This window comes from Tenacibaculum jejuense, from assembly GCF_900198195.1.
Classification (GTDB): Bacteria; Bacteroidota; Bacteroidia; order Flavobacteriales; family Flavobacteriaceae; genus Polaribacter; species Polaribacter jejuensis.
Window position 1 is genome coordinate 4,582,058 of record NZ_LT899436.1, and the last position, 26,812, is coordinate 4,608,869.

Here is a 26,812-nt window from a genome sequence, read left to right on the forward strand (position 1 = left end):
TAACGTATAATCAGAAGTTGATCGTAATTTAAAACTAGTTCAGGTATTCAATTTTACTATAAAACTTTTCCCCACAAAAAAACCCTTTAAGCTAAGCTTAAAGGGCATATTCTTCTTTCTAATCTTTTTCAGGAATTCTTCCCTAATTTTGAATTATTTGATTAATTCGATTCAAAGATAATTAAGGAGCTTAAATCTGAAAAAGGGATATCTGTAAACAAAAATGTGGTTTTCCGCAGCAGATTAATCTAAAATACCTAACTCTTTAGCTTTCAACACTAAATCGGTATTGTTATTCGCTTGCAAATCTGTTCGTAATTTTGCTAATTTATTTTCAATCGATCGAATTTTTAGTAAACTGCCATCATCTTTTGTAATGATTCCTTCTAGATTACTAATTTTAGGATGATTCGGTAATTCTTTTAAAATTTGAATTGCTACATCATCCATTTGAATTTCTATTAAAGCTCTTTTTAATAGTTTTTGATGGATTTCATGAGTATAATAAATCTCATCTGACAACATTTTTTGAATGGCAAAATTCAATTCGTTTGTGTTGCATTTTCCTTTCAATAAATATGCAGACGGATTTAAATTTTGAATTACATTAAAAATTCTATTCGTTTCAGAATGGCCTGTAATAACACCTACTTTAATAGGAATTTCTTCTCTATTAATTGTTTTAATTAAGTTTTCGCCACTATCAATCTTACAGGTTTCATCAACATTATCGAAGCTTAAATCGGTAAATAAAATTTGAAAAGGTTCATCTACTAGAGCAACTTTTATCTTAGCATAGGCATCATCACAAGAATTTGTGGTTTCTATTTCTAAGTTATCAATTCCTTTTAAATAAGAAAGTATTCCTTCTATAATGAGCTGATGATCATCAGCAATAAGTATTTTAGTTGTTTCAGGCATTTAATGGCACTTGAATTTCTATATTGGTTCCTTTCTGAACTTCACTAGAAATTATCAGCTTACCTTGTAGCTCTTCAACGCGTTCTTGCATGTTTTGTAAACCAATACCTTTTTTAGAAGTCGTAGTATCGAAACCAATACCATTGTCTTGTATTTTCAAAAGTACTGATTTTTTATGGACTTTAAAACTGATATCTACTCTTGAGGCTTGAGCATATTTTTCGCAATTCTGAATACTTTCACGAATGCTTAGGTACAAAACTCTTTTTATTGGATTATCAACCTCTTCCCAATTAATATCTTTTAAATGATGTGCTCTAATGATAAAATTTGGCGCAAAATAATCGCTAATTAAATTAATGATTTGATCGGTAAAATTTACTTTTTCGAAACTAACACTACTTAATTGATGCGATAAATTACGAACATTATCTTTTACCAATTCTAACTTTTCTGCTTCTACCAATAAGTTTGTTTGTGCTAATTTTTGATGCAATAAACGTAAATCTCCCGCAACCTCATCGTGCAACGATTTTGCTATTTGCCTACGTTCCTTTTCTCTGGCTTCTACTTTTTGTAACTGCGCTTGAAATAACAACTTTTTTCTACGGAATGAAAAGAAGGAAACACTAGAACCTAAAATTAAAATACTTAATGTAGCCACCAGCCAACCAATAGTTTTTTGCTGACGCTGCTTCTCTACTTCTGCCAATCGTTTTTCATTCTCTGACTTTAAGAAAGTATTTTCTTTTTCTTTTTTATCTGTTTCGTAACGAATTTTTGCAAACTGATTTTTTAATTGCCTTTCTTGAGTAATTAAACTATCGTTTAAAGTGATGTATTCTTCTAAATATTCTTTTGATTCGTTACCAGAACTTAAACCTGATAGCAAATATAATGCTTCTAACAACCTTTGATTATTGTGAGTTTGCTTAGCATAACTTAAACCTAGCTCAGCATGATGTTTTGCTTTAGTACTCTCTTTATTATCAAAATAATAATTAGCAATATTTAGATGTGTTGTACACAGTTCATTATTCTCTTTAAACTTTTTTCTTATTTTCAGAACTTCTTCATATCTATCTATAATAAAATCTTTTTTACCTAGTTTATACTCACTAAAAGTTAAATTTTCTAAGAGAGTGGCATAATCAATTTTTATGTAATCATCTAAATTTATAGAATCTAAACCTCTTTTAAAAAATGATACAGCTTTTTTATGATCGTTAGATCTTTGATACAATAACCCCAAATTATTGTTTATTGATGATCTTTGACTTTGGTCATCTATAAGTTTATTGAACTCAAGGGCTTTGTAATAATAACTTTTAGCATCTTCTAATTGATTTAACTCTTCAGAAACTAAACCTAAATTATTATAAACATAAACTAAAAAGACATACGATTTTTTTGGTTCTAAAAACTTTAATGCTTCAATTGAACTTATTTCACTACCTAAAAAATCCCTAACTTGTCTTTGTAAGTTTGCAATACTTAATAAACGCCTACCTACCTGTATTGAATCATTTGTTTTTTTTGATATGTTTTTTGATCTATGATAATAAAAAAAAGCACTATCATTCTGGTATACAAGCTTCTTTTGTAATGCTTTAAAATGATAATATTTAGCCAATAAGGCAGAATCTTTATCTTTCGTGTACATCGAAAAGACTTTCTCTGTACTACTTTCTAATTTATCTAAGTCTTTATCAAAATACGCCTGTCTTCCCTTTTCAATAATAACCTGTTTAATAGAATCATAATTATCATTATAACCAAATTGAGCTTTAACAAAAAAGGGAAAGCATAAGAAAAATAGTAGTGTTTGTCGGATCATATTTAAAAAAATAAAAACTACTATTTCAAAAATAGTAGTTTTTATCTTATCTGTGGATATAAAAGATTCTTATTATTTGTCTCCTCCTCCGTTACTACCACTTCCACCGCCTCCGCCAACAGTTCCTCCACCTCCATCGGTATCGCTATCTCCTCCTGGGAATTTAATGTTTTCTAAAATCTGAGTTTGAGTAAAAATTTTCATACACTGTCTTTTTTAAATTAGTAAAATAATATATTGTTAGCGTTTTAAAATTAGCTCTTTTATTGTAATTCTGCAAGGTAATACAAGGTTTACTAGATTTTTTGGCTAACTGCATCTTTTTCATTGTGAAAAATGCTACTCCTAAGATATTATTCTTTTATTTTTTATAGCTTTTATATCGTTGAACTTCGTATTTACAACGATAAATGTCCTTTTCACATAAGATTAGTGACAAAAATAAACACTTTTACAAATAAAATGTAACGATAATTCATAAAATAATTCTGGCTTCGACTTGGCTCAGCCACCGAATTATTCTAACTATAGTTTTGTGTGATTCTCAAATAAATTCAGAATGACGTTACCTGTTATTTTTATTCGTCATGCTGAACTGGTTTCAGCATCTCATTATTATTAATTGAAATTCTCAAAATTGTCAATTCGAGTGATTTTCGATAGAAAATTGTATCGAGAAAGGCAATTTTGAACACCAAAACATAGTTCTCGATACACTTTTTCGTACCTCAAAAGCACTCGAACTGACAGTTTAAGATTATTTATGCTTCTAAATGCACAACGGGTAGTAATATATATTATCATAATTCTGGCTTCGACTGTGCTCAGCCACCGAATTATTCAAACTATAATTTTGTGAGATTCTGAAATAAATTCAGAATGACGTTACTTGTTATTTTTATTCGTCATGCTGAACTGGTTTCAGCATCTCATTATCGTTCCCTGAGGTTCTCGAAAGGAAAACAAAAAACCGCTACTAAAAAGTAACGGTTTTCATTATATTTTAAGCGTATTTATTAATTACTCATTTTGCTAAACAAATCCCATAAAACAACACCGCAACTTACCGATATATTTAATGAGTGTTTGGTTCCTAACTGAGGAATTTCAATACATTTATCTGATGCAGAAACTACTTCTTGCTGTACTCCTTTTACTTCATTTCCAAAAACTACAGCATACTTCTGATTTGTTTCTGGTGTAAATTCATTCAGCATGGTGCTGTTTTCTGCTTGTTCAATTGACAATACTTTTACATTTTCAGATTTTAATCTTTCTACTAACTCTAAAGTATCTTCAACATATTCCCAAGACACAGATTCTGTAGAACCTAAAGCTGTTTTATGAATTTCTTTACTTGGCGGAGTTGCTGTAATTCCACATAAATATATTTTTTCAATAAGAAAAGCATCCGAAGTTCTAAATACAGATCCGATATTATTTAAACTTCTAATATTATCTAACACCACAATAATTGGTGTCTTTGCCGCTGTTTTAAATTCCTCAACGGAAATTCTTCCTAACTCGCTATTTCTTAATTTTCTCATTTCTTCGATTAACAATAATCAGTGATCAAATATCAATTATCAGCCTTCAAAATTACTCTTTTATTACTTACTGATAATTGTTCATTGTAAAGTGAGCACTAAGTATTTTTTCTATCTTCGCAAAACTAACTTAAAATAGATAAACTTGGCAAAAACGAAGGCAAAAAAGGTAACCCCATTAATGCAACAGTACAACGGAATTAAAGCGAAATATCCGGATGCCATGTTATTATTTCGTGTGGGTGATTTCTACGAAACCTTTGGTGAAGATGCTATTAAAGCCTCAGAAGTTTTAGGTATTGTATTAACCAAACGTGGAAATGGAAGTGAAAGTGAAACGGCCTTGGCTGGCTTTCCGCATCATTCGTTAAATACCTATTTACCTAAGTTAGTAAAATCTGGACTTCGTGTTGCAATTTGCGATCAATTAGAAGACCCGAAAATGACCAAAAAGATTGTAAAACGTGGTGTAACAGAATTGGTAACTCCAGGAGTTTCTTTAAATGATGAGGTATTACAATCGAAAACTAATAATTTCTTAGCTGCAATTCACTTCGGAAAAAAACGATTAGGCGTTTCTTTTTTAGATGTTTCTACAGGTGAATTTTTAGTAGCTCATGGAGATGAAGCTTACATCGATAAATTATTACAAAACTTTTCGCCAAGTGAAATCTTGGTGCAAAAACAAAATAAACAACGTTTTTTAGAAGCGTTTACTAACGATTTTCACACCTTTTATTTAGAAGATTGGGTTTTTCAAAAAGATTATGGTTACGAAACATTAATCAATCATTTTAAAGTTCAGAATTTAAAAGGTTTTGGTGTTGAAGAAATTACAGATGGTATTATTGCTGCTGGTGCAGTAATGTATTATTTATCTGAAACACAACTAAATAAAATAGAACATATTCAATCTGTAGGACGAATTGCTGAAGATCTATATGTTTGGATGGATCGTTTTACGGTTAAGAATTTAGAATTGTACGGTGGTAATTCTGTAAACTCGGTTTGTTTATTAGACATTATCGACAAAACCATTTCTCCTATGGGAGGACGTTTATTAAAACGTTGGTTGGCTTTACCGTTGAAAGATTTAAAACCAATTCAGCAACGACAAGAACAGGTTCAGTTTTTAATTGATAACGAATCATTTTTTGATACGGTTACCTATCAACTAAAACAGATTTCCGATTTAGAACGTTTAATTTCTAAAGTTGCTACAGGTAAAGTTTCTCCTAGAGAAGTTGTTTTATTAAAAAACTCATTAAAAGCGATTCATCCGATAAAATCTGCTGCTGAAAGCACTAAAAATGCTACAGTAAAAATGATTGGTTCTTTACTGAAAGATTGTAATGATTTAATTGAAAAAATAAACACAACTTTATTTGAAGATGCTCCTGTAAATATTAATAAAGGAAATGCTATTGCTGATGGTGTTTCAGAAGAGCTAGATGAATTAAGAAATATAGCAAATTCTGGAAAAGAGTATTTAGACAATATGTTGGCTCGTGAGACTGAACGTACAGGAATTCCGAGTTTAAAAATAGCTTTTAATAATGTTTTCGGATACTATATTGAAGTTCGAAATACACATAAAGATAAAGTTCCTGAAGATTGGATTCGTAAACAGACTTTAGTAAATGCTGAACGTTATATTACTGAAGAACTTAAAGAATACGAAGCAAAAATTTTAGGTGCAGAAGATAAAATTCAGTCGTTAGAAGCTGATTTATTTATCGAACTAATTCAATACATCGTAAAAGATGTTCAAGATGTACAAAGCAACGCGCAATTAATTGCGCAACTCGATTGTTTATTGTCTTTTGCAAACTTGGCAAAAGAAAACGATTATGTGCGTCCTGTTGTTGACAATTCTACAATACTAGAAATAAAAAATGGTCGTCATCCTGTAATTGAAAAACAATTACCAATTGGTGAAGAATATGTGGCAAACGATGTGGTTTTAAATCGCGAAAACCAACAAATCATAATGATTACTGGTCCGAATATGTCGGGTAAATCTGCGATTTTACGTCAAACTGCATTAATCGTTTTATTAGCACAAATGGGAAGTTATGTTCCTGCAACTGAAGCGAAAATTGGAATTGTAGATAAAATATTTACTCGTGTGGGTGCTAGCGACAACATTTCTATGGGAGAATCTACATTTATGGTAGAAATGAATGAAACTGCTTCGATCTTAAATAACATCTCAGAACGTAGTTTAGTTTTATTAGATGAAATTGGAAGAGGTACTTCTACTTACGATGGAATTTCTATTGCCTGGGCAATTACCGAATATTTACATGAACATCCTTCAAAAGCGAAAACATTGTTTGCTACGCATTATCATGAATTAAATGAAATGACAACTACGTTTGAGCGAATTAAAAACTTTAATGTTTCTGTAAAAGAATTAGAAGACAGCATTATCTTTTTACGTAAACTCGTTGCTGGTGGAAGTAATCATAGTTTCGGAATTCACGTTGCTAAATTGGCTGGAATGCCAAATGTGGTGATTAGAAAAGCGAATAAGATCTTAAAACAGTTAGAAGAAAGTCATGCTAACAAAAATGTGGAAGACACGTTAAAAGATGTTCAAAATAACGACATGCAAATGAGCTTCTTCCAATTAGATGATCCTTTGTTAGAAGATTTAAGAGAAGAGATTTTAGCTACAGATATCGACACGTTAACACCTATTGAAGCCTTGATGAAATTGAACGAAATTAAGCGAATGTTGGTAAAAAAATAATTTCAGTTTTCTGTTATTGGTGATTAATTATCAGTTATTAGTAAACTCTATATTATCGTCATGCTGAATTCATTTCAGCATCTCATTATCATGTCAATCAAAAAACTAAACATATATCAAATATTAGATTATCTTGAAAAAAGAAAAGCCTTGTATTTAGGTAATCATTATTCTTTTAATTCTCTTGATGCTTTTATTAACGGCTATAGTTGTACTGCAGATGATAGTCATTGGTATAGCGAGGAGTTTAACGATTTTTCCTTTTTTAATGTTTGGTTACTCGGTCATTTACCAAAACATTTTGGCGAAACTGGAGGTTGGTATTGGCAAATTCACAATAGAAATTTAAATGACGATGAAAATGCTTTTAAAGAATTTTTCTTCTTTCTAAATCTATTCAAAACTTCTAAAAAGTTTACTGATGAAATAACAGATTTTTTTTATTCTATTGAAAACAAAACAACTGCAACTGCCCATAAAATAGATACTGTAGAAAAAGTAACTTTTGAAAACTCTAGATCAACATGGATTTTTAGTTATTCAAATAACGAGTTAGTAGATGAAAATTGGTTTGTTACAGAAGTTAATTTTTTAAAATGGGTGCAACAGGTTAATAATACTGTCATTACCAAAGAAGATTTTTGAGGAAAAAGCTTGATTACAAATATTCATGAGAACCTGAAATAAATTCAGGTCGACGTTATTTACTCTACATTCTTAAAGTCACAAATCTTAAAAAATTCATTTCGAATACTTGCTTCGTTATAACGACCTCCGTATTCTACAGTAGTAGTGAAGCTTTCCTTGTCTTTAATTCCTCTTGATGAAACACATAAATGTTTGGCATTTACCACCACAATTACATCTTCTGTTCCTAAAGTTTCTTGAAGATCTTTTAAAATTTGAATACACAATCGCTCTTGTACTTGTGGACGATGCGAATAATAGTCTACCAATCGATTTATTTTAGATAATCCCACAACTTTATCCTTCGGAATATAGCCTACGTGTGCGTATCCTGTAATTGGTAAAAAATGATGTTCACAAGAAGAATCTATCGTAATATTTTGCTCGACTAACATCTTTTGATATCCGTACTTATTTTCAAAAGTAGAAATCTTAGGCTTGTTCGCAGGATTTAATCCATAGAATAACTCTTTCACATACATTTTTGCAAAGCGATATGGAGTACCAGATAAACTATCATCTGTTAAATCTAAACCTAACTCTTCCATGATCTTTTTAAAATGAACCTGAATGTTAGCTATTTTTTCATCATCAGACTTATCAAAAGCATTAGGAACCATTGGGGTTTTAATGTTTGTAAGTATATGATTATCTCCTATGTGATCGTGTTTTTCCATGAATATTAGATTTTTAGCTTACTGTACAACATGTTTCATTTGAGCACTGGCAATATTTACTATTATATAAATGTAATCCTACTAAGCTTAAAGAAACTACATATATAGCTGCTTCTGGAATAGCGAATAACGCAATTTTCTCATTTATAATAATGAATGCTAATAATACCCAACTCGAAAATAAAGCATATTTCATCCATTCTTTTGATGTTTGGCTTACTGACTTAAAAATAGCAAAAAAAGAAATTACTAAAAAAATATAATCAATACTCTTCCACCAAATTGGTGCAGTTGTCCCTTCACAACATGCTCCATGAGATTGAATAACAAATAAAAAAGGTGTAAAAACACAGTGGATTAAACATAAACCGCTCGATAATGCGCCTAAAGCATCTGATTTTTGGTTTAATAACATCTATTTTTTTAATTTTGTAATTTGGTTGACAAAAATACGGTAATTTATTCTTTCGCAACACCGTTGCTTTAATTTTGTGATATGGGAATCATTAGGAAAACAAAAGCAGTAAAAATTTTACTTGATTTATTCGAGAATGAATTCTCAGCAATTTTAGCTGTTGATTTAGTAGAACGATTAAAAAATGAAATGAATAAAACTACGGTTTATCGAGCATTAGATCGTTTAGAAGATGAAGGTATTGTACATTCTTTCGTTGGAAAAAATGGTTTAAAATGGTATGCAAAATGTAAAAATAACTGTACTTCTGACCATCATAATGACATTCATCCGCATTTCGAATGTAAAAAATGTAAAAAAGTAATCTGTTTACCAGTAGAAGTTTCAATTCCAAACATTCCAAATTACACCATCGATAATACTGCTATTTTTATAACTGGTACTTGCGACAATTGTAACGATTAATTAAAGTTTAAATCATCTTTAGTATTTATCTCTTTATCACTTCCTGCTGAGGATAAAAAATATGTGTCTTCAATAACTTTATAAGAGAAAGTTGTTCCCCAACCATCGGCTAGTAAATAGTTGCGAAGCGGATTGTTTCTTTTGATTATATTTAACTCATCAGGATATTTACCAAAAACTTCTTTTTCCTTTTCTAAGAGCGCTTTTATTTCAACAACTTTATTTTTAGTCACGCTTTCATTCAAACTATTTCCAGAGAAAAAAAATATAATTTTCAGTACAATAATAACTCCCATAAGTACACCTAATAAAATACCAACTCTTTCATAAGGTGATCTCATTTTCTTTGGTGGTAAATTATTGGCTTTTTCATATGCTCTTCTTTTTTCTCTCTTTCTTCTGAAAAGAAATTCTTGTATATCTAAAGCTATAGAACCGAATATCTATATAATGCTTCCTATAAATTCTAACATAGAAACAATTTATTAAAATTTCATTTTCAAGATTCAATAATAACTATTTTTGCTGACTGTTATGCAACACGATATTAGTTTTAAATATATTAATAAATTAGCTATTCCTGCTTTAATAACTGGTGTTGCAGAACCTTTGCTATCTACAACAGATTTAGCCATTGTTGGAAACATTAAAGAAAATGCTACCGAAAGTATTGCTGCTATTGGAATTGTTGGTGCTTTTTTATCTATGCTAATCTGGGTATTTGGCCAAACTCGTAGTGGAATTTCTTCTATTGTTTCTCAATATGTTGGCGCACAGCGTATCGATGAAATTAAAAATTTACCTGCACAAGCCACAGTAATAATTGTTGGTGTTAGTTTACTAATTTTAGGATTAAGTTATCCGTTTGCAAAAGAAATTTTTCAGTTTTATAATGCATCCGGACAAGTTTTAGAGTATTCTGTTGATTATTATAAAATCAGAGCTTTTGGTTTTCCTTTTACTTTATTTACAATCGCTGTTTACGGAACTTTTAGAGGTTTACAAAACACGTTTTATCCTATGGTTATTGCAATTATAGGAACTGTTGTAAACATTGTTTTAGACTTAGCTTTTGTTTACGGAATTGAAGGATATATTCCTGCCATGCATATCGAAGGAGCTGCCTATGCAAGTGTTATTGCACAAATTGTAATGGCTGTAATTGCTTTGGTTTTATTATACAAAAAGACTTCAATTTCTTTACGTTTTAAACTACCATTTAATCAAGAAATTCCGAGATTTATTTCTATGGTTCTTAATCTATTTGTTAGAACTATAGCTTTAAATTTAGCTTTGTATTTCGGAACTTCTTATGCTACAGCTTACGGAAACGAATATATCGCTGCCTATACAATTGGACTCAACTTATGGTTGATGGGTGCATTTATAATGGACGGATATTCTTCTGCAGGAAATATTTTATCAGGAAAATTATTAGGTGCAAAAGCTTATAAAACTTTAGTAGAACTAGGAAATCGTTTGATTTTATATGGGTTTTTATTAGGAATAGCTTTGGCAATTATTAGTTTTATTTTATATCAACCTATCGGAAGGTTATTTACACAAGAAACCGAAGTTTTAACGAGCTTCTACGAAGTGTTTTGGGTGATTTTACTAATGCAACCTTTCTGTTCTTTGGCGTTTATTTATGACGGAATGTTTAAAGGTATGGGAGAAATGGAATATTTGCGAAATTTATTATTGTTATCGACAGGATTAGTATTTATTCCAACATTGCTTTTTTTCGATTATTTAGACTATAAATTATACGCTATTTGGATCGCTTTCTTCGCTTGGATTATTGCTCGTGGATTACCACTAATTCTTAAGTTTAGAAGTAAGTTTTTAAGATTGTCTAAAGACGAATTATAACTCTTTCTCAAAAACAATCTTTTGTTGTCCGCTAGTATTGGTGTATACTTGAACAATATCAAATCCGTTTTTAATATTTAAAATCAGCATTGGTTTAAAACGATTCATCGATTTTGTTCGAAGCTTTTTATATCCTTTCTTTTTTACTAATTCTTCTTGTTTCTTAGCTAGTTCTTGTGCAATTCCTTTTCTTCTGAAATCAGGTAACACTCCCCCAACCCAACTGTAAAAAGTAGTTTCATTATATCGATATCCTATTTTAAATCCAACTGGTGAATTTTCAAAATAAGTCAATACAATTATTATATCTGTTTTAGTTGTAATTCTATCAATAAAAAAATCAGGCTTTGCATCATCGAAAATTGTTTGATACAAGTGCAAAAGTTCCTTTAAAATAGTATCTTTAGGAATACCTTCAATAATTACCATTTTTATGCTTTTCATGCTTCTTTTTTTCAGAAAAAATAAAATTAAGACTATTTTTGAACAAACAACTAAATAAATGACAACAACAAGACTTAACGGAAGTTTATATACACATATAGAGAATAAAATAGCTACAATAGAATTTGGGCATCCTGCCAGTAATTCTTTTCCTAGTGAATTATTAGATCGCTTGACAAAAGAATTGAATACATTATCAAACAACAACACTGTAAATATTATTGTTTTAAAATCTGAAGGAGAACGTGCTTTTTGTGCTGGTGCTTCTTTTGATGAATTAGTTGCAATTGATAATTTAGATAATGGAAAAAAATTCTTTTCCGGATTTGCTAATGTAATTAATGCGATTCGTACTTGTTCGAAATTAGTTATCGGTAGAGTTCAAGGAAAAGTTGTAGGTGGAGGTGTTGGTTTAGCAGCTGCCTGTGATTATGTGTTAGCTACTGAAGCGGCAAGTATTAAACTTTCTGAATTTACTATTGGTATCGGACCTTTTGTTATTGCTCCTGCAGTAGAACGAAAAATTGGAGTAAGTGGTTTGGCAGAATTAACTTTAGATGCTACAAGCTGGAAAAATGCATATTGGGCAAAAGACAAAGGTTTATATGCTAAAGTTTTCGATTCTCTTTCTGAATTAGATAAAGAAGTGAACTTGTTAGCTGAAAAATTAGCTTCTTATAATCCTGATGCTTTATTTGAAATGAAAAAAACACTTTGGGAAGGAACTGAAAACTGGAGTGAATTATTAGTTGAAAGAGCAAAAATTACAGGAAGATTAGTACTTTCTGAGTTTACTAAAAATGCACTAGCTAAATTCAAAAAATAATAAGAAACAAAACTATGGAAAAGTCTAAATCAGGATCGCCAATTTACAGATACGACGAAAACAATAAAAATAAATTTGAAATAGCTTCTGGAGAATCTTCTCTGGAAGCTATTTCAGATCATATAGAAAAACACGTAGGAGAAATCGATATGGTTTTTCATGAAATTGTTTCTGATCAAGTACATATTGATGTACATTGGGTTAAACCAACTGCAACAAAACCTTTTCACACTTTAGTTACTTCTGGTATGAGCGATAAACCTATGAATACTCCAGAAGGTATTGAAGGTTGTAATTATGCAGAATTAAGCATTTGTTTACCTGAAGATTGGAAAATTTCTGAAGAAGATTTTAAAGATGAAAGCAATTACTGGCCAATTCGATGGTTAAAATTTTTAGCATGTTTTCCTAATGAATACAACACATGGTTAGCTTACGGACATACTATGCCAAATGGAGATCCTGCGCAACCTTTTGATGCTAAAACTAAACTAAGTTCTGTTGTTTTATTACCTTCTATTGTTTTTAATGAACAATTTCACACGTTAACTTTAGAAAATAAATCTATAGATTTTTACACATTAATTCCTTTATATCAAGAAGAGTTAGATCTTAAAATGACCAAAGGTGTTGAATCTCTTTTTAATGGTTTTGATAAACACAATATTTCTGATGTTTTGAATTTAACTAGACCTAATATTGCTAAACGTAAAAAGTTATTTGGATTGTTTTAAATCGTATTGAATTATGATATCTCTTGTTAGAACCGATTCAGAAAACAAAGATTTTAGAGCTTTAGTAAAACAATTGGATGCTTTTTTAGCTGTTACAGATGGTGATGATCATGATTTTTACAATCAATACAACAAACTCGATCTTATCAAACATGTTGTTCTTATTTATGTTGATAACGAACCTTTAGCTTGTGGAGCCATTAAACAATACGATACAACTACAATGGAAATTAAAAGAATGTTTACTTCTGAAAAAGCAAGAGGTAAAGGTTTGGCTTCACAAATACTAAAAGCATTAGAAATTTGGGCAAAAGAACTTTCTTTTAATCGATGTATTTTAGAAACTGGAATTAGACAAGTTGAAGCAGTTCATCTTTACAAAAAAAACAATTATAAAATCATAGAAAATTACGGACAGTATTCTGGTTTAGAAGAAAGTATTTGTTTTGAAAAAAGAATTTAAAAATATCTTCTAACTTTTATATCACTACATTATTAACTCTTTAATTTTTTAAATTAACGTATGCAATGCGAGTGAATTAAAATTGTATTTTTGCGGAATATTTTAATTGAAATTATGGGAGAAAATATTTTATTTCTTGGATTAGCATTAGCTGTTGGCGTTGTATACTTTGTTAACAAGTATAGAAATAATAAAAAATTTAGAAGGTAGTGAGTAAGATTAGAATAACAAAAAAGTTCACTTTCGAAACAGCTCATGCTTTATATGGGTATGACGGAAAGTGTAAAAATATTCATGGACACAGTTACAAGTTATTTGTTACTGTAATCGGTGAACCAATATCTGATACCAATAACCCAAAATACGGAATGGTAATTGATTTTGGTGATTTAAAAAAGATCGTAAATAAAGAAATCGTTGATGAGTTTGATCACTCGACTTTATTCAATAAAAATACACCTCATCTCGAATTAGCTGAATATCTTAAGGAACTTGGACATCATATTCTTTTAGTGGATTATCAGCCGTCAAGCGAAATGATGGTCATTGATTTTGCTAAAAAAATATCTGGAAATTTACCAGAAGGAATTCGTTTACATTCATTAAAGTTACAAGAAACTGAAAGTTGTTATGCAGAATGGTTTGCATCAGACAATATTTAGTTCTTTTTTTCTTTAGATATATAAAAGATATATTCAATAAAACTTAAAAAAGATATAAGCCATGAAATTATTAAAGTCATTTATTTTATTTGTTGCTTTTGCAACATTAGCGAGTTGTGGTGGTGATGACGATGCACCTGTATTCGAATTAACTACAGAAAACTTTGCAGGAACTTATGCTGTAACAAAATTAAGAGGTACCAACAAAACTTCAACAACGGCTTCTGGTCAAACTGTAGATATTTCTACTGAATCTTATGAAGGAGATACATTTCAAGTTGATTTAGTGCTTTCTGCTAACGGATCGTTTACCTATTCTGGAGAATATAGAGAAGTTGCAGTTACTAAGCTAAATAATGGATCTGCGCCTGTACAAGAAACTAGTATTGAAACTGAAAATAGTTCTGGAACCTATACTTTAGATTCTTTAAATAGAAGAGTTACTTTTACAGATACTAATATTGGTGTAATTAATGGAATTTTTGAAATTACTTCTTTTAGTGCGAATACTTTAGTACTTTCTAAAGAAGCAGAAGCTACAGACAATCAAATTACAACAACTGAAGAAATAACTATTACTTTTGAGAGACAATAGAAATTAGTTACTAAATCATATTAAAAAAGCAGACAAATAATTGTCTGCTTTTTTAGTTTATGAACTCTTTTGTTTTTTACTTACCATTAAACTCATTCATAGTATTTGAAATTCCAGCATTTATAAACGATGTAATCGCGTTTACACTTTTTGGTATTCTCTCTATAAGCTGACTCTCTTCTTCATCGCTCCATTGTCCTAAAACGAAGTCTACTTGTCTTCCTTTTTTATATTCTGAACCTACACCAAAACGGAATCTAGGATAAGAACCTGTATTTAATTTTTCTTGAATATCCTTTAAACCATTGTGTCCACCTGCGCTACCTCTACTTTTTATTCTTAGTTTTCCAAAATCTATATTCAAATCATCCGTAATAATTAATACATTTTCAATTTGAATATTTTCTTTCTTCATCCAGTACAAAACAGCTTTTCCACTTAAATTCATATAAGTGTTTGGTTTTAATACAAAAACAGTTTTTCCTTTTACTTTTAATTGTGCTAAATCACCTAATTTCTCTGTAGAAAAAGAAGCTTCGTTTTCTTTTACAAAAGCATCTACAATTTTAAAGCCTATATTATGTCTAGTATTATCATACTTTTCACCAATATTTCCTAGACCTACAATTAAAAATTTCTTCATAATATCTTCTTCTGATTCTTGTTTTTGGCCAAAAATTCTACCAACTAAGGAAAGAAAATTCATCATAAACATTAATTTATAAATGCAAATCTATAAAAGAAGCATCGATTTTCATGCTTTTTTGATATTTATCTATAGTCAAATATTTATCAACTTACATAAAGTTCCGTTCATCGATAATTCAAAAGATCAATCTTCCATTTTTCCTAATTTTACAGTGTTAGTTAGTATTTCATATAAACAAAATATAGATAATAATAGCTCGGGGGGGAGTTATCATTTATAAACAAAGAAGTCACCTTTATTACTGAGGTGACTTCTTTGTTTACTACTATTTTTAATCTATGATTCAAATATAATCTTTATCCTAAATTCAATGTTTTCAAACTACATATAACTACGATTCATCGATAATTTAAAAGATCAATCTTCTCTTTTTCCTAATTTTACAGTGTTAGTTAGTATTTCATATAAACAAAATATAGATAATAATAGCTCGGGGGGGCGTTATCATTTATAATCAAAGAAGTCACCTTTATTACTGAGGTGACTTCTTTGTTTACTACTATTTTTATCTATGATTCAACAATAATTCTTCATCTCTAAATTCAATGTTTTCAAACTACATATAACTGCTATTCATCGATAATTTTAAACTTAGAAAAACAATCATTCATAATTTTGATATATACTATAAATAGTATGATTCGAAGGGGGATTATACAGATTATAGTGCTTTGCCACCTTAGTTAATAGGTGGCATTTTTATTTCTAATAAACTATTTGTGAAACAAAATAAGTAACTAAATCTTATATAAAACAAAGAGTAGCACGTTAGCAATTAGAAAAATCTATTTTTTATCGTTAATCTACATTGAAACCTTTATGAACTCTATAAAATTACCATTCGTCGATAGTTAAAACAAAAAAAGTAGAATTAATAGTAAATTTAAAGTGGAAAGAAAGTAGTAAATGAGTTTCTGAATAACAAAATTTAAGGTTTATAGTTCGGGGGGACTATAGTTATTTAGACACATAAAGCCGTCTCAATGAGACGGCTTTTTATTTTTTCAATATCTTTTTATACTATAAATCGAACTTAATTCCTTGTGCTAAAGGTAATTCTGTAGTATAATTAATTGTATTTGTTTGACGACGCATATAAATTTTCCAAGCATCTGAACCAGATTCTCTTCCTCCTCCAGTTTCTTTCTCACCACCAAAAGCTCCACCAATTTCAGCTCCAGAAGTTCCTATGTTTACATTTGCAATACCACAATCTGATCCAGCGTGCGATAAGAAACGTTCAGCTTCACGCAAATTGTTGGTCATAATTGCAGAAGATAAACCTTGTGCAACACCATTTTGCAAATTAATTGCATTCTCTACATCACCTGAATACTTTAATAAATATAAAACTGGAGCAAATGTTTCATGTTGAACGATTTCATAATCATTTGCAGCTTCTGCAATAGCAGGTTTTACATAACAACCACTTTCATATCCTTCACCTTCTAAAACTCCTCCTTCTACAATAATGTTTCCACCTTCAGCTACAACTTTCTCTAAAGCTTTGTTATACATTGCAACTGCATCTTTATCGATTAACGGTCCCACATGATTGTTTTCATCTAAAGGATTACCAATACGTAATTGTTTATAAGCATCTACAACTGCATTTTTTACTTTATCGTAAATAGAATCATGAATAATTAATCTTCGTGTAGAAGTACAACGTTGTCCTGCTGTTCCTACAGCTCCAAAAACAGCTCCAATTACTGTCATTTTAATATCAGCATCCGGAGTAACAATAATTGCATTATTTCCTCCTAATTCTAATAAACTTTTACCTAAACGACCTGCAACTTCACTAGCAACAATTTTACCCATACGAGTAGAACCTGTAGCAGAAACTAAAGGAATTCTAGTATCTTTAGAAATAAACTCTCCAACTACATAATCTCCATTTACTAAACAAGAAATTCCTTCTGGTAAATTGTTTTCTTGTAAAACCTCAGTAATTATGTTCTGACAAGCTACACCACATAATGGAGTTTTCTCAGAAGGTTTCCAAACACAAACATCACCACAAATCCAAGCTAAAGCTGTGTTCCAAGACCAAACAGCTACTGGAAAGTTAAATGCAGAAATAATTCCTACAACTCCTAACGGATGATATTGTTCATACATTCTATGTCCTGGTCTTTCAGAATGCATTGTTAACCCATGTAACTGACGCGATAATCCGACAGCAAAATCACAGATATCAATCATTTCTTGAACCTCACCTAAACCTTCTTGGTAACTTTTACCCATTTCATAAGAAACTAATTTACCTAAAGCTTCTTTCTTTTCTCTCAATTTCTCTCCAAACTGACGTACAATTTCACCACGTTGAGGAGCTGGCATTACTCTCCAAGTTTTAAATGCTTCAGTAGCGGCAGTCATTACATTCTCATAATCTTCTTTAGTAGAAGCTTTTACTTTAGCAATTAGTTTTCCATCTACTGGAGAATAACTTTCAATAAGTTCTCCATTAGAAAACCACTTAGAACCTGTAGATGTTCCTTCATTTATATCATTAACCCCTAAGGTTTTTAATGCTTCTTTAATACCAAAATCTGTCATTTTGTAGTTACGTTTTAGTTGTTTAAATTGAAGTCAAATTTACAAATAAATCACTATTATTAAAATTAAACAAAACCTATAATTTTTGTTTAAAATATAACTTACCATGAAAACCTTATTAACCAGTTTATCTTTAGTATTTCTTTTAATTAGTTGTAAAACAGAACCAGAAAAAAAAGAAATCCAAAATGAAAAAATTAATGAATTTGCTATTGTAATCCATGGTGGAGCTGGAACTATTCTAAAGAAAAACATGACTCCTGAAAAAGAAAAAGCATATCAAGACAAATTGAAAGAAGCAATAAAAGTAGGATATGACATACTTAAAAATGGTGGTAAAAGTATTGATGCCGTTGAGCAAACTATTCATGTTTTAGAAAATTCTCCATTATTTAATGCTGGAAAAGGAGCTGTTTTTACTCATGAAGAAACTAATGAATTAGACGCTTCTATAATGACTGGAAATGATTTAAATGCTGGTGCTATAGCTGGTGTTACTGATATTAAAAACCCAATTTCTCTAGCAAGAAAAGTAATGGAAAACTCTGAACATGTAATGCTTTCTGGCAAAGGAGCTTCTGTTTTTGCTAAATCTCAAGGTATTGAAATTGTTGACTCTAGTTACTTTTACACAGAAAATAGATTTAAATCTTTACAACGTGTTAAAGAAAAAATGAAAGCTGAATTAGATCACGATGCTAAAACTGCTTTTTACGACCCTATTATTAAAGATTCTAAATTCGGAACCGTGGGTTGCGTTGCTTTAGATAAAGATGGAAATATTACTGCCGGAACTTCTACTGGTGGAATGACTAACAAACGTTGGAATAGAATTGGTGATGCTCCAATTATTGGTTCTGGAACTTATGCAAATAATGCTACTTGTGGTGTTTCTTCTACAGGTTGGGGTGAATATTTTATAAGAGCTCAAGTAGCTCACGATATTTCTGCTTTGATGGATTATAAAGGTTTATCGTTAAAAGAAGCTGCAAAAGAAGTTATTCAGAATAAACTTACCAAATTAGGTGGTACAGGTGGAATTATTGCTGTTGATAAAAATGGAAATATGGTTTTTGAATTTAATACCGCAGGAATGTATAGAGCTTCTATGAACGCTAAAGGTGAAACTGAAGTGAAAATTTATAAAGAGTAAAATTTTAGTATTAGTTATACTTCTAAAGAACTATGATAAACCATAGCTCTTTTTGTTTGATTGTTTTTTTATTAAATGTTCCATGTGAAACGAACTTTTAAAAATCAAATGTTACTCCAGAATATATTCCGAAAATAAAAGGACTAAATCCATTAGAGTTTTCTGAAAATGTATTTAACTGCGCTTTTAACATTGGATTAAAGTTTAAATTCAATTTTTTAGATAATTGAACATCAATATTAATTCCTAAGTTTCCACTGAAATTTAATGCATTTAAATTATTTGCTTCTCCTATAGGTTGATTTAAAATACTTGAGTTTAACGCTACGGAGTTTTCATTTAAAAACAAAGTACTAAACCCTGTTACAAACTGAGTTTTAAATGTTTTGTTTTCATAGAATTGGTATTGAACTTCTACAGGTATTTCAAAATAACTATATGTTTGTGCGATATTTCCTATTTGAGCAGTATTAGTACCTTGACTATCTGGTCCTAATGATAAACCGTCTTTTTCGGTAGGTTCTAAACTAATAAAGGTAAATGTATCATTAATTGAAAAATTAACTGCTTTTAAATTATTATCAGAAGTTGTACTAGAAAATAAACCTACGTTCTCTGTATTTATAATATTTTTTTGAAACTGCAAACCTGTTCTAATTGACCATTTCTCATTTAATTGATATCCTACTTTTATTCCATATGCTAAAGTTCCATCTGTTGAAATAGAATTGGAGTTTAAGCTTTTATCTATTGAAGATCCACCAGAAAATGCACTTGACCCTGTAACTCCAACAATGGGTGTAACACTCCATTTTTTTGAAATTTTGATTTTCTCTTCTTCCTTAAAATTTTCATCAACTAAAGCTACTAATGCTTGTTTTTTTTCTTTTGTTTTCTTAGATATTTTATCTTTTTTACTTTTTGTTTTTTCTACTTTATTATCTGCTATTAAAACATTGTTTTTAAGTTCATTTACTTGTTTCTTTTTTAAAATTTTATTTGTCTCTTTTTTAGATGAATTAGTTTTAGTTTTTAATTTCTCTTTGAAACTTTTATTCGTTTCAGATTTAGCAATTTCAATTTTTGTGCTTGTTACACTATTATTTTTCTTTTGATTTATGTTATTGTTTACCATCTCGGTTACAACCTCTTCTTTTGATATTTTTTCTTTTGTCGTTGAAATTATTGTGTCAATATTCATTTGTTGCGTTTCAACAACAGGGAAATGATCATTTATTGGTGTAGAAAAATCAATATTAGAGTCGTCTTTAAAAGGATTTGTAATTAGTAAAGTAATTAATAAAATTGCTGCGGCTCCAGAAGATAACCACCAAAAAGGTATGATTCTTTTCTTTTTTTTCTTTGAAAGTTTATTTTCAATATTCTGCCATAATTCTGGGTTTGGCATTACTTCAAAGTCTTTCAACTTTTCTTGAAATAATCTGTCTATGTTTTTATCTTCCATCATTATGCCTTTTCTAATTTTAACTGATATGCTTCTAATTTACTCTTCAAAATTTTCTTTGCTCTAGATAGATTTGATTTAGATGTTCCTTCAGAAATGTTTAATAAGTCTGCTATTTCTTTATGAGAAAAATTATCTAATACATAAAGATTGAAAACCAAACGGTAACGGTCTGGAAGTTCTTGAATTAAACTTAGTAATACATCAATATCAATGTTACTTTCATCTAAACTTACCTCCTCTTCCTTTACATCTATTTCTTCTTTTACTAAGTAAAGTTGTGTTTTATCTTTGTATTTTTGAAGTGCTGTTGTAATCACAACTCTTCGTAACCATCCTTCAAAAGATCCTTTGTTTTTGTATTGATTAATTTTATCAAAAGCTTTTAAAAAACTATCTTGAAGAACATCTTCTGCATCTTGATAATTTCTACAGTATTTTAAACTCAAAGCAAAGAGTTTCCCAGCAAAGATTTGATAAATCTGAGATTGCGCTTGTAAATTATTGCGCTTACATTCTTCTATGAGTTTATGTATTTTAATAATTGAGTTATTTATTATTTGTTGTATAATAAATTAGAACAGCTTTTCCATCTTCACATGCTACACTAACTGGTTGAGTAATTAAACTACAATCAGAAATTGCTCCTGTTTTCTTATTTAATTCGGTATTAAGTTCATTAAAATCAGCTACTTTTTGTAAAAATAAACTTACATCAATCGTCGTTGGATATGCTATATATCCCCAAGGTCCTCCACATGGTTTTACACCATAAGAAGTAAATGACCATTCTGATGCATCTGTACAAGATTTACTACTTGCTAACGCTTTAATTTCATTAAACATTTCTTGTAATTGTTCTTGATCTCTTTCTAAATCTGATGCGTTATCCTTACAAGAAATAAACGCTAAAAATAAAATGAAAATAAATTTAAAACTTTTCATGTAAGGCTATTTTTATCTAATTAAAGTATATCGAACATCATCGAAAGCAATGCCATAATCAATAGTAATTTTATTATCATTCATTACTATAACTCCTTTCCTATCCTCAACAACTAAAATATCGTTTCCATTTTCTGTTTCGATAGTAAATTTATAGACTCCTGTATGATTTTGACTAAAAAAAGGTTGAATACCTACTTGAATGTCTACAGAATTATTTATAGTTATTGTATTATTTTTAAAGTTAAAAGACCATTCTATTTCTCCTTTAGTATAGGTTGTAGGTTGCGCCAAACTTCCTTCTATCATTACCATATTCCAACTTCCTTCTAGTACATTCTGTACTTCATCATTAGTTTCGTCTTCACTACAGGCTGCCAAACTAAAAATAAGTACTAAAATTGCTGTTATATAAACTTTACTTTTCATTATTTCTTAATAATTATAATTTATTGGTGAATTCCACTGATCTAAATTTAATATCATTTCATCATACTGTGCTGATCGTAATTTTGAAATATTAAATTTTACCTCTCTGGTTACTATTGCTAAACATGCTTCTTCATTAATAAACTTTAATCTTAAATTTCTTTGAATAGGAAAAGATTCTAGAATTTGTTCCGAATCAATTAAATTCATAATCCAACTATCTCCACTACAACCTGAAGAAGTTATTTCGAGCGTTAAAATATTATTTTCTACAGAAGCCGAAGTTATAGTATAGTTACTAGTATCCGTAGAGTCATATCTTTCTTTATCAATAATCAACTGATTATAATTTCTCCAAATTACTCCAACTAACTTTGCTTCTTCTTGAAAATTTGTACACGTATTTACTCCTGCAATACCTCCAAACTCACAAATTACATCTCCAAAACTGTTATACACTTTTGTTAAAGCATCGGTGCAATCAATACAATCATTGATTAAAAACACATTCTCATCTTCATACCTGAATTGAATTATTTCTACTTTTACAGAATTCATTAATCTTTCAAAATTTTCCTTTTTCTCTTTTAGCCATTGCAAACTTTCTAAAGGATTTGTTGGATTAAAATTTGTAATATTTTCGTCTTTCAAGCAAGACATAAATGAAAGACTAATGAATAAACTGTAAAAGACCCTTCTCATAATTTAACTATTAACTTTAATTTTTAATTCTTTTATTTACCTAATAGATGGGCTTTTTTTGTAAAGGTTGCGTGAGTAACTTGTATTTTTGTATGTATTATGGAAAATTGTTTCACAAATATTAATTCTACTGATGAATTTGAAGCAAAGGCTTTACAAACTTTTGCATATCAATTCGAAAATAATCGTGTATATCGATCTTTTTGTGATCTATTATATACACATCCTAGTGATATAAAAGAAATACATGAAATTCCTTTTTTACCTATCCAATTCTTTAAATCACATGAAGTTATAAGTGGAACAGCTCCTATTCAAGAAACTTTTAGTAGTTCTGGAACCACTGGAAGTGTTACTAGTAAACATTATGTTTCTGATATTTCTTTATATGAAAAGAGTTATTTAGAAGGTTTTGAACATTTTTATGGAAATATAGAAGATTATGTTGTTTTAGCGCTTTTACCAAACTATTTGGAAAGAAAAGGTTCATCTTTAATATATATGGTGAACGACCTTATAAAAAGATCTAAAAACGCCGACAGTGGGTTTTATTTAAACAACTTAAATGAACTTGCTGATAAACTAACTTCTTTAGATAATGGACATAAAAAAGTACTTTTAATTGGTGTTTCTTTTGCTCTTTTAGATTTAGTTGAAATGCATCAATTTAATTTTAAAAATACCATTATTATGGAAACTGGTGGTATGAAAGGTAGAAGAAAAGAGTTGATTAGAACAGAACTTCACCATATTTTAAAAAGTGGATTTGGTGTTGATAAAATTCATTCTGAATATGGTATGACAGAACTTTTAAGTCAAGGTTATTCTACAGGAGATGGAATTTTTAATTGTCCTCCTTGGATGAAAATTCTTACCAGAGATACAGAAGATCCATTAACTATCACAAAAACAAAAAAAACTGGCGGAATAAACGTTATTGATTTAGCCAATTATAATTCTTGCTCTTTTATTGCAACACAAGATTTAGGAAAGATTTACGACGATAATTCTTTTGAAATTATTGGTCGTTTTGATAATTCTGATATCCGTGGTTGTAATTTAATGGTATTTTAAGAGACAAATAAATATATTTATAAACTGATTTAAAATAGTTTACCAATGAAAAAAACAATCTTTCTTCTATTTACAATTTTTGCATCTATTACATTTTATCAATGCGGACCAAAAACAGATGATAAAGTAGCTGTTGGTGGTTACGATGTAGTTTCTTACTATTCAACTGATGGACCTGTAAAAGGAAATGAAACATTTACCACAGATATTGATGGAAAAACGTACTATTTTTCTAATAAAGAAAGTTTAGAAGAATTTACGAATAACCCTAATAAATATATTCCTCAGTATGGGGGATATTGTGCTTATGCTGTCGCTGAAAAGAAGATTAAAATGGGTGTAGATCCAGAAGTTTATGAAATAAGAGATGGTAAATTATATCTTTTTTATAACTCCTTTTTTGCGAATAAATTAAATGACTGGCAAGAAGGAGATACTAAAGCTTTACAAGCTAAAGGAGATAAAAACTGGGAAGAGATAAAAAATTCAAAATAAATAACATGAATCGTTTTTTATTCGTTTTACTATTTGTAACAGCTACTGTGTTTGGACAAAAAGAGCATCTTAACACTAAAAAAGGAGTTGTAGCGAAAGGTTATGATGTTGTGGCTTATTTTAATAACACTGCCGTTAAAGGGAAAAAACAATTAAGTATAAATCATAACGGTGCAACTTACCGTTTCTCTTCTGAAGGAAATTTAGTAGCCTTTAAAAAGAATCCAGATAAATATTCACCACAATATGGCGGATACTGTGCTTACGCTATTGGTGTTAATGGTAAAAAAGTAGACATAAATCCGAAAACTTTTGAAATAAGAGACGGAAAATTATATCTTTTCTATAATTCTTGGGGAACTAATACCTTAAAATTATGGCTAAAAGAAGATCCTAAAAAATTAAAAGAGCAAGCAGATAAGAACTGGTCGAAAATTACTAATTAGCTTTTTCTTCCTGTTCTTGCATATCTTTAGTTAAATCCAGCCTTCTCAAGGTTGGATTTAATATTCCTGTACTAATCACAGTTAATAAAGTCATTGTTCCTCCAAAAACAACAGCCGTAACTGTTCCCATTAATTTAGCTGTTAATCCACTTTCTAAAGCTCCTAATTCATTAGATGATCCTACAAACATTGAGTTTACTGAAGCTACTCTACCTCGCATATGGTCTGGTGTTTTTAACTGTAAAATGGTTTGTCTGATAACCATAGAAACTCCATCAGTAACACCACTAAAAAATAAAGCAATAAGTGATATCCAAAAACTTGTTGATAAACCAAAAATTATAATACATAAACCAAATCCAAAAATCGCAGCTAATAATTTCATTCCTGCATTTTTACTAATTGGTATATACGCGGTAGTTAACATCGTAAGAAAAGCTCCTACGGCAGGTGCAGCTCTTAAAAAACCAAATCCTTTAGAACCTACTTGTAAAATATCTTGAGCAAAAACAGGTAATAAAGCTATTGCACCTCCAAAAAGAACAGAAATCATATCTAAAGTTATAGCACCTAGTATAGCTTTTGTTTTAAAAACAAATGAAATACCTTCTTTTAAACTTTTAGAAACAGGCTCACCTTTTTTAGGATTCATAATTGGTTTTCTCTTTATAAGAAATACTAAAAAAGAAGAAAGTAAAACTAGACTAAAAACAATACATAAAGATAAATTTACACCTATTAAATATATAGTATATCCTGCAAAAGCTGGTCCTAAAACACTTGCCATTTGCCAAGTGGAACTACTCCATGTTGCTGCATTTGGATATAATTTTTTTGGTACAATTAAAGCTATTAAAGAAAAAATTGTTGGTCCGAAGAAAGAACGTAATAATCCTCCAAAAAACACTAATGCATAAATTGAATATAAAACGGTATTAGAACTCCAACCAGAGATAAAATCTGGATTAGTTAAAAAATATAGTCCAAAACTTATTAATGAAAATAAACCAATACATAATGCAAAAAGATTCCTCTTCTCTTTCTGATCCACAATATGACCAGCAAATAAAGCCATAGAAAAAGCTGGTAAGAATTCGAATGCTCCTATTAAACCTAAACTCCATGGATCTTTAGTTATCGAATATACTTGCCACTCAATTATTATAAATTGCATAGACCAAGCAAATACAAGTAAAAACCTTACCAATAAAAAAATATTAAACTCTTTAATTCGTAAAGACGCGTAGGGATCTTGTTTTTGCATAAAGTGTTAGCTTAATTTCAAATCCATTAGGATTGAAAACGTTTCATTTACATCATTCTCTTTTACAACAATTGTCATTTCATGTGTTGTTGAAATTACTTCTTGAACAGCAATGTTTGCCCAAGCAAATTGTTTTAAGATGAAATAATAAATTCCAGATTGTTCTAAGTTTTCTTTTGGTAATTTTATAGTAATAGAAGCTAAATTGTCTACATTATTAATTAGAATCTCTTTCAAAAAAGTTTCTTGAATTAAAGGTTGTAAGCTTTTACTGGCTACAATATTTGTTTCAAAAATACCTTGAGATATGGTTAAAAATAAATCGTTATTCTCTGCAGATTCTCCTAAAATAATGGCTATCTTTTTAAATAAAGTAGGAGAATTTTTAAAAGTAAAATCACATAAATCCGAACGCACAATTACATCTCCTAAATCTAAAGCTAGCTTCTTAATATTCTTTCGAATACGTAATTCATTAGCTGGCGACAATCTATTAATTGCCATCATTACAGCTCCAACTTTTACTTCTTTTTTAAGTTGTTGGGCTACTTCAGGTAAAATTAACCTGGCTAATGAGGAAACATTGATTAACTTTTCGTTTAAGGCTTCTTCAATAAATGGGGTTTTTCTTATAGTAATTTCAACAGCTTCTTGAATTGTTTTCATCG

Annotated in this window: 30 protein-coding genes; 13 read left to right on the forward strand and 17 right to left on the reverse strand. The window is 29.7% G+C overall.

Going from position 1 to position 26,812, the window contains the following annotated elements:
* Positions 1-243: 243 nt before the first annotated feature.
* From AQ1685_RS20135 to AQ1685_RS20145, 4 genes are all read right to left on the reverse strand, one after another.
* Positions 244-921, reverse strand: coding sequence for a response regulator (locus AQ1685_RS20135; protein ID WP_095074931.1), 678 nt, complete (start codon positions 919-921; stop codon positions 244-246).
* Positions 914-2,758, reverse strand: a complete 1,845-nt coding sequence (locus AQ1685_RS20140; protein ID WP_095074932.1) for a tetratricopeptide repeat-containing sensor histidine kinase — start codon at positions 2,756-2,758, stop codon at positions 914-916. The genes AQ1685_RS20135 and AQ1685_RS20140 overlap by 8 nt, the downstream gene beginning before the upstream one ends.
* A gap of 72 nt (positions 2,759-2,830) precedes the next feature.
* A complete protein-coding gene (locus AQ1685_RS20610; protein ID WP_262509586.1) occupies positions 2,831-2,962 on the reverse strand; it encodes a hypothetical protein in 132 nt (43 codons plus the stop codon).
* A gap of 812 nt (positions 2,963-3,774) precedes the next feature.
* Positions 3,775-4,305: an RNA methyltransferase gene (locus AQ1685_RS20145; protein WP_095074933.1), complete on the reverse strand. Its 531-nt coding sequence runs from the start codon at positions 4,303-4,305 to the stop codon at positions 3,775-3,777.
* A 145-nt stretch (positions 4,306-4,450) separates the two neighbouring features.
* On the opposite strand from AQ1685_RS20145, the gene mutS reads away from it, so the two are divergent.
* Positions 4,451-7,060 carry a DNA mismatch repair protein MutS gene (gene mutS, locus AQ1685_RS20150; protein ID WP_095074934.1) on the forward strand — a complete coding sequence of 870 codons (2,610 nt, stop codon included), beginning with the start codon at positions 4,451-4,453 and terminating at the stop codon, positions 7,058-7,060.
* Between the two features lie 90 nt (positions 7,061-7,150).
* Positions 7,151-7,705, forward strand: a complete 555-nt coding sequence (locus tag AQ1685_RS20155) for a hypothetical protein (RefSeq protein WP_095074935.1) — start codon at positions 7,151-7,153, stop codon at positions 7,703-7,705.
* Between the two features lie 59 nt (positions 7,706-7,764).
* On the opposite strand, the gene folE is transcribed toward AQ1685_RS20155, so the two are convergent.
* Positions 7,765-8,424 carry a GTP cyclohydrolase I FolE gene (folE, locus tag AQ1685_RS20160; RefSeq protein WP_095074936.1) on the reverse strand — a complete coding sequence of 220 codons (660 nt, stop codon included), beginning with the start codon at positions 8,422-8,424 and terminating at the stop codon, positions 7,765-7,767.
* A gap of 13 nt (positions 8,425-8,437) precedes the next feature.
* A complete protein-coding gene (locus AQ1685_RS20165; protein WP_095074937.1) occupies positions 8,438-8,839 on the reverse strand; it encodes a MerC domain-containing protein in 402 nt (133 codons plus the stop codon).
* 81 nt (positions 8,840-8,920) lie between these two features.
* Between AQ1685_RS20165 and AQ1685_RS20170 the strand changes: the two genes are divergently transcribed.
* Positions 8,921-9,304, forward strand: a complete 384-nt coding sequence (locus AQ1685_RS20170; protein ID WP_095074938.1) for a Fur family transcriptional regulator — start codon at positions 8,921-8,923, stop codon at positions 9,302-9,304.
* Here the strand turns inward: AQ1685_RS20170 and AQ1685_RS20175 are convergent.
* Complete coding sequence (locus AQ1685_RS20175) at positions 9,301-9,645, reverse strand: hypothetical protein (RefSeq protein ID WP_095074939.1); 345 nt, start codon at positions 9,643-9,645, stop codon at positions 9,301-9,303. The genes AQ1685_RS20170 and AQ1685_RS20175 overlap by 4 nt on opposite strands.
* Positions 9,646-9,838: 193 nt before the next feature.
* Between AQ1685_RS20175 and AQ1685_RS20180 the strand changes: the two genes are divergently transcribed.
* Positions 9,839-11,176: an MATE family efflux transporter gene (locus tag AQ1685_RS20180; RefSeq protein ID WP_095074940.1), complete on the forward strand. Its 1,338-nt coding sequence runs from the start codon at positions 9,839-9,841 to the stop codon at positions 11,174-11,176.
* Here the strand turns inward: AQ1685_RS20180 and AQ1685_RS20185 are convergent.
* Positions 11,171-11,620 (reverse strand): GNAT family N-acetyltransferase, encoded by a 450-nt coding sequence (locus tag AQ1685_RS20185; protein ID WP_095074941.1) that lies wholly within the window; start codon positions 11,618-11,620, stop codon positions 11,171-11,173. The two genes, AQ1685_RS20180 and AQ1685_RS20185, sit on opposite strands and share 6 nt — an antisense overlap.
* Positions 11,621-11,678: 58 nt before the next feature.
* Between AQ1685_RS20185 and AQ1685_RS20190 the strand changes: the two genes are divergently transcribed.
* The 5 genes from AQ1685_RS20190 (at position 11,679) to AQ1685_RS20210 (ending at position 14,900) form a co-directional block, all read left to right on the forward strand.
* Entirely contained in the window at positions 11,679-12,446 is a 768-nt protein-coding gene (locus AQ1685_RS20190) for an enoyl-CoA hydratase/isomerase family protein (protein ID WP_095074942.1), read from the forward strand.
* Between the two features lie 14 nt (positions 12,447-12,460).
* Positions 12,461-13,180 (forward strand): suppressor of fused domain protein, encoded by a 720-nt coding sequence (locus AQ1685_RS20195; RefSeq protein WP_095074943.1) that lies wholly within the window; start codon positions 12,461-12,463, stop codon positions 13,178-13,180.
* A 13-nt stretch (positions 13,181-13,193) separates the two neighbouring features.
* Positions 13,194-13,643, forward strand: a complete 450-nt coding sequence (locus AQ1685_RS20200; protein ID WP_095074944.1) for a GNAT family N-acetyltransferase — start codon at positions 13,194-13,196, stop codon at positions 13,641-13,643.
* Between the two features lie 209 nt (positions 13,644-13,852).
* Complete coding sequence (locus tag AQ1685_RS20205) at positions 13,853-14,305, forward strand: 6-pyruvoyl trahydropterin synthase family protein (protein WP_095074945.1); 453 nt, start codon at positions 13,853-13,855, stop codon at positions 14,303-14,305.
* 61 nt (positions 14,306-14,366) lie between these two features.
* Positions 14,367-14,900: a hypothetical protein gene (locus AQ1685_RS20210; protein WP_095074946.1), complete on the forward strand. Its 534-nt coding sequence runs from the start codon at positions 14,367-14,369 to the stop codon at positions 14,898-14,900.
* A gap of 76 nt (positions 14,901-14,976) precedes the next feature.
* On the opposite strand, the gene pth is transcribed toward AQ1685_RS20210, so the two are convergent.
* Positions 14,977-15,609, reverse strand: coding sequence for an aminoacyl-tRNA hydrolase (gene pth / locus AQ1685_RS20215; RefSeq protein ID WP_173862375.1), 633 nt, complete (start codon positions 15,607-15,609; stop codon positions 14,977-14,979).
* Positions 15,610-16,629: 1,020 nt separating this feature from the next.
* Entirely contained in the window at positions 16,630-18,171 is a 1,542-nt protein-coding gene (gene amaB, locus AQ1685_RS20220) for an L-piperidine-6-carboxylate dehydrogenase (RefSeq protein WP_095074947.1), read from the reverse strand.
* A 106-nt stretch (positions 18,172-18,277) separates the two neighbouring features.
* Between amaB and AQ1685_RS20225 the strand changes: the two genes are divergently transcribed.
* On the forward strand, positions 18,278-19,324 hold the full coding sequence (locus AQ1685_RS20225; protein ID WP_095074948.1) for an isoaspartyl peptidase/L-asparaginase family protein: 1,047 nt from the start codon (positions 18,278-18,280) through the stop codon (positions 19,322-19,324).
* A gap of 97 nt (positions 19,325-19,421) precedes the next feature.
* Here AQ1685_RS20225 and AQ1685_RS20230 read toward each other — a convergent pair whose 3' ends face one another.
* From AQ1685_RS20230 to AQ1685_RS20250, 5 genes are all read right to left on the reverse strand, one after another.
* A complete protein-coding gene (locus AQ1685_RS20230) occupies positions 19,422-20,789 on the reverse strand; it encodes an outer membrane beta-barrel protein (RefSeq protein WP_095074949.1) in 1,368 nt (455 codons plus the stop codon).
* 2 nt (positions 20,790-20,791) lie between these two features.
* On the reverse strand, positions 20,792-21,238 hold the full coding sequence (locus tag AQ1685_RS20235; RefSeq protein WP_394341869.1) for an RNA polymerase sigma factor: 447 nt from the start codon (positions 21,236-21,238) through the stop codon (positions 20,792-20,794).
* A gap of 100 nt (positions 21,239-21,338) precedes the next feature.
* Positions 21,339-21,734: a hypothetical protein gene (locus AQ1685_RS20240; protein WP_095074951.1), complete on the reverse strand. Its 396-nt coding sequence runs from the start codon at positions 21,732-21,734 to the stop codon at positions 21,339-21,341.
* A gap of 12 nt (positions 21,735-21,746) precedes the next feature.
* Complete coding sequence (locus AQ1685_RS20245) at positions 21,747-22,163, reverse strand: hypothetical protein (protein WP_095074952.1); 417 nt, start codon at positions 22,161-22,163, stop codon at positions 21,747-21,749.
* Positions 22,164-22,169: 6 nt separating this feature from the next.
* Complete coding sequence (locus AQ1685_RS20250) at positions 22,170-22,865, reverse strand: DUF6970 domain-containing protein (RefSeq protein WP_157730307.1); 696 nt, start codon at positions 22,863-22,865, stop codon at positions 22,170-22,172.
* 99 nt (positions 22,866-22,964) lie between these two features.
* Between AQ1685_RS20250 and AQ1685_RS20255 the strand changes: the two genes are divergently transcribed.
* From AQ1685_RS20255 to AQ1685_RS20265, 3 genes are read left to right on the forward strand one after another with little or no spacing between them, the layout of a single operon-like run.
* Complete coding sequence (locus tag AQ1685_RS20255; protein WP_095074954.1) at positions 22,965-23,939, forward strand: long-chain-fatty-acid--protein ligase; 975 nt, start codon at positions 22,965-22,967, stop codon at positions 23,937-23,939.
* A gap of 45 nt (positions 23,940-23,984) precedes the next feature.
* Positions 23,985-24,434, forward strand: coding sequence for a YHS domain-containing (seleno)protein (locus AQ1685_RS20260; protein ID WP_095074955.1), 450 nt, complete (start codon positions 23,985-23,987; stop codon positions 24,432-24,434).
* Between the two features lie 5 nt (positions 24,435-24,439).
* Positions 24,440-24,880, forward strand: a complete 441-nt coding sequence (locus tag AQ1685_RS20265) for a YHS domain-containing (seleno)protein (protein ID WP_095074956.1) — start codon at positions 24,440-24,442, stop codon at positions 24,878-24,880.
* Here AQ1685_RS20265 and AQ1685_RS20270 read toward each other — a convergent pair.
* Both AQ1685_RS20270 and AQ1685_RS20275 read right to left on the reverse strand, forming a co-directional pair.
* Positions 24,873-26,144, reverse strand: a complete 1,272-nt coding sequence (locus tag AQ1685_RS20270; RefSeq protein ID WP_095074957.1) for an MFS transporter — start codon at positions 26,142-26,144, stop codon at positions 24,873-24,875. The two genes, AQ1685_RS20265 and AQ1685_RS20270, sit on opposite strands and share 8 nt — an antisense overlap.
* 6 nt (positions 26,145-26,150) lie before the next feature.
* A complete protein-coding gene (locus AQ1685_RS20275) occupies positions 26,151-26,810 on the reverse strand; it encodes a hypothetical protein (RefSeq protein ID WP_095074958.1) in 660 nt (219 codons plus the stop codon).
* Positions 26,811-26,812 lie beyond the last annotated feature (2 nt).

Coding starts and splice junctions, on each gene's coding strand:
- AQ1685_RS20135 (WP_095074931.1), bottom strand. CDS start 921: ATGCCTGAAACAACTAAAATACTTATTGCTGATGATCATCAGCTCATT.
- AQ1685_RS20140 (WP_095074932.1), bottom strand. CDS start 2,758: ATGATCCGACAAACACTACTATTTTTCTTATGCTTTCCCTTTTTTGTT.
- AQ1685_RS20610 (WP_262509586.1), bottom strand. CDS start 2,962: ATGAAAATTTTTACTCAAACTCAGATTTTAGAAAACATTAAATTCCCA.
- AQ1685_RS20145 (WP_095074933.1), bottom strand. CDS start 4,305: ATGAGAAAATTAAGAAATAGCGAGTTAGGAAGAATTTCCGTTGAGGAA.
- AQ1685_RS20155 (WP_095074935.1), top strand. CDS start 7,151: ATGTCAATCAAAAAACTAAACATATATCAAATATTAGATTATCTTGAA.
- folE (WP_095074936.1), bottom strand. CDS start 8,424: ATGGAAAAACACGATCACATAGGAGATAATCATATACTTACAAACATT.
- AQ1685_RS20165 (WP_095074937.1), bottom strand. CDS start 8,839: ATGTTATTAAACCAAAAATCAGATGCTTTAGGCGCATTATCGAGCGGT.
- AQ1685_RS20170 (WP_095074938.1), top strand. CDS start 8,921: ATGGGAATCATTAGGAAAACAAAAGCAGTAAAAATTTTACTTGATTTA.
- AQ1685_RS20175 (WP_095074939.1), bottom strand. CDS start 9,645: ATGAGATCACCTTATGAAAGAGTTGGTATTTTATTAGGTGTACTTATG.
- AQ1685_RS20180 (WP_095074940.1), top strand. CDS start 9,839: ATGCAACACGATATTAGTTTTAAATATATTAATAAATTAGCTATTCCT.
- AQ1685_RS20185 (WP_095074941.1), bottom strand. CDS start 11,620: ATGAAAAGCATAAAAATGGTAATTATTGAAGGTATTCCTAAAGATACT.
- AQ1685_RS20190 (WP_095074942.1), top strand. CDS start 11,679: ATGACAACAACAAGACTTAACGGAAGTTTATATACACATATAGAGAAT.
- AQ1685_RS20195 (WP_095074943.1), top strand. CDS start 12,461: ATGGAAAAGTCTAAATCAGGATCGCCAATTTACAGATACGACGAAAAC.
- AQ1685_RS20200 (WP_095074944.1), top strand. CDS start 13,194: ATGATATCTCTTGTTAGAACCGATTCAGAAAACAAAGATTTTAGAGCT.
- AQ1685_RS20210 (WP_095074946.1), top strand. CDS start 14,367: ATGAAATTATTAAAGTCATTTATTTTATTTGTTGCTTTTGCAACATTA.
- pth (WP_173862375.1), bottom strand. CDS start 15,609: ATGATGAATTTTCTTTCCTTAGTTGGTAGAATTTTTGGCCAAAAACAA.
- amaB (WP_095074947.1), bottom strand. CDS start 18,171: ATGACAGATTTTGGTATTAAAGAAGCATTAAAAACCTTAGGGGTTAAT.
- AQ1685_RS20225 (WP_095074948.1), top strand. CDS start 18,278: ATGAAAACCTTATTAACCAGTTTATCTTTAGTATTTCTTTTAATTAGT.
- AQ1685_RS20230 (WP_095074949.1), bottom strand. CDS start 20,789: ATGGAAGATAAAAACATAGACAGATTATTTCAAGAAAAGTTGAAAGAC.
- AQ1685_RS20240 (WP_095074951.1), bottom strand. CDS start 21,734: ATGAAAAGTTTTAAATTTATTTTCATTTTATTTTTAGCGTTTATTTCT.
- AQ1685_RS20245 (WP_095074952.1), bottom strand. CDS start 22,163: ATGAAAAGTAAAGTTTATATAACAGCAATTTTAGTACTTATTTTTAGT.
- AQ1685_RS20250 (WP_157730307.1), bottom strand. CDS start 22,865: ATGAGAAGGGTCTTTTACAGTTTATTCATTAGTCTTTCATTTATGTCT.
- AQ1685_RS20255 (WP_095074954.1), top strand. CDS start 22,965: ATGGAAAATTGTTTCACAAATATTAATTCTACTGATGAATTTGAAGCA.
- AQ1685_RS20260 (WP_095074955.1), top strand. CDS start 23,985: ATGAAAAAAACAATCTTTCTTCTATTTACAATTTTTGCATCTATTACA.
- AQ1685_RS20265 (WP_095074956.1), top strand. CDS start 24,440: ATGAATCGTTTTTTATTCGTTTTACTATTTGTAACAGCTACTGTGTTT.
- AQ1685_RS20270 (WP_095074957.1), bottom strand. CDS start 26,144: ATGCAAAAACAAGATCCCTACGCGTCTTTACGAATTAAAGAGTTTAAT.
- AQ1685_RS20275 (WP_095074958.1), bottom strand. CDS start 26,810: ATGAAAACAATTCAAGAAGCTGTTGAAATTACTATAAGAAAAACCCCA.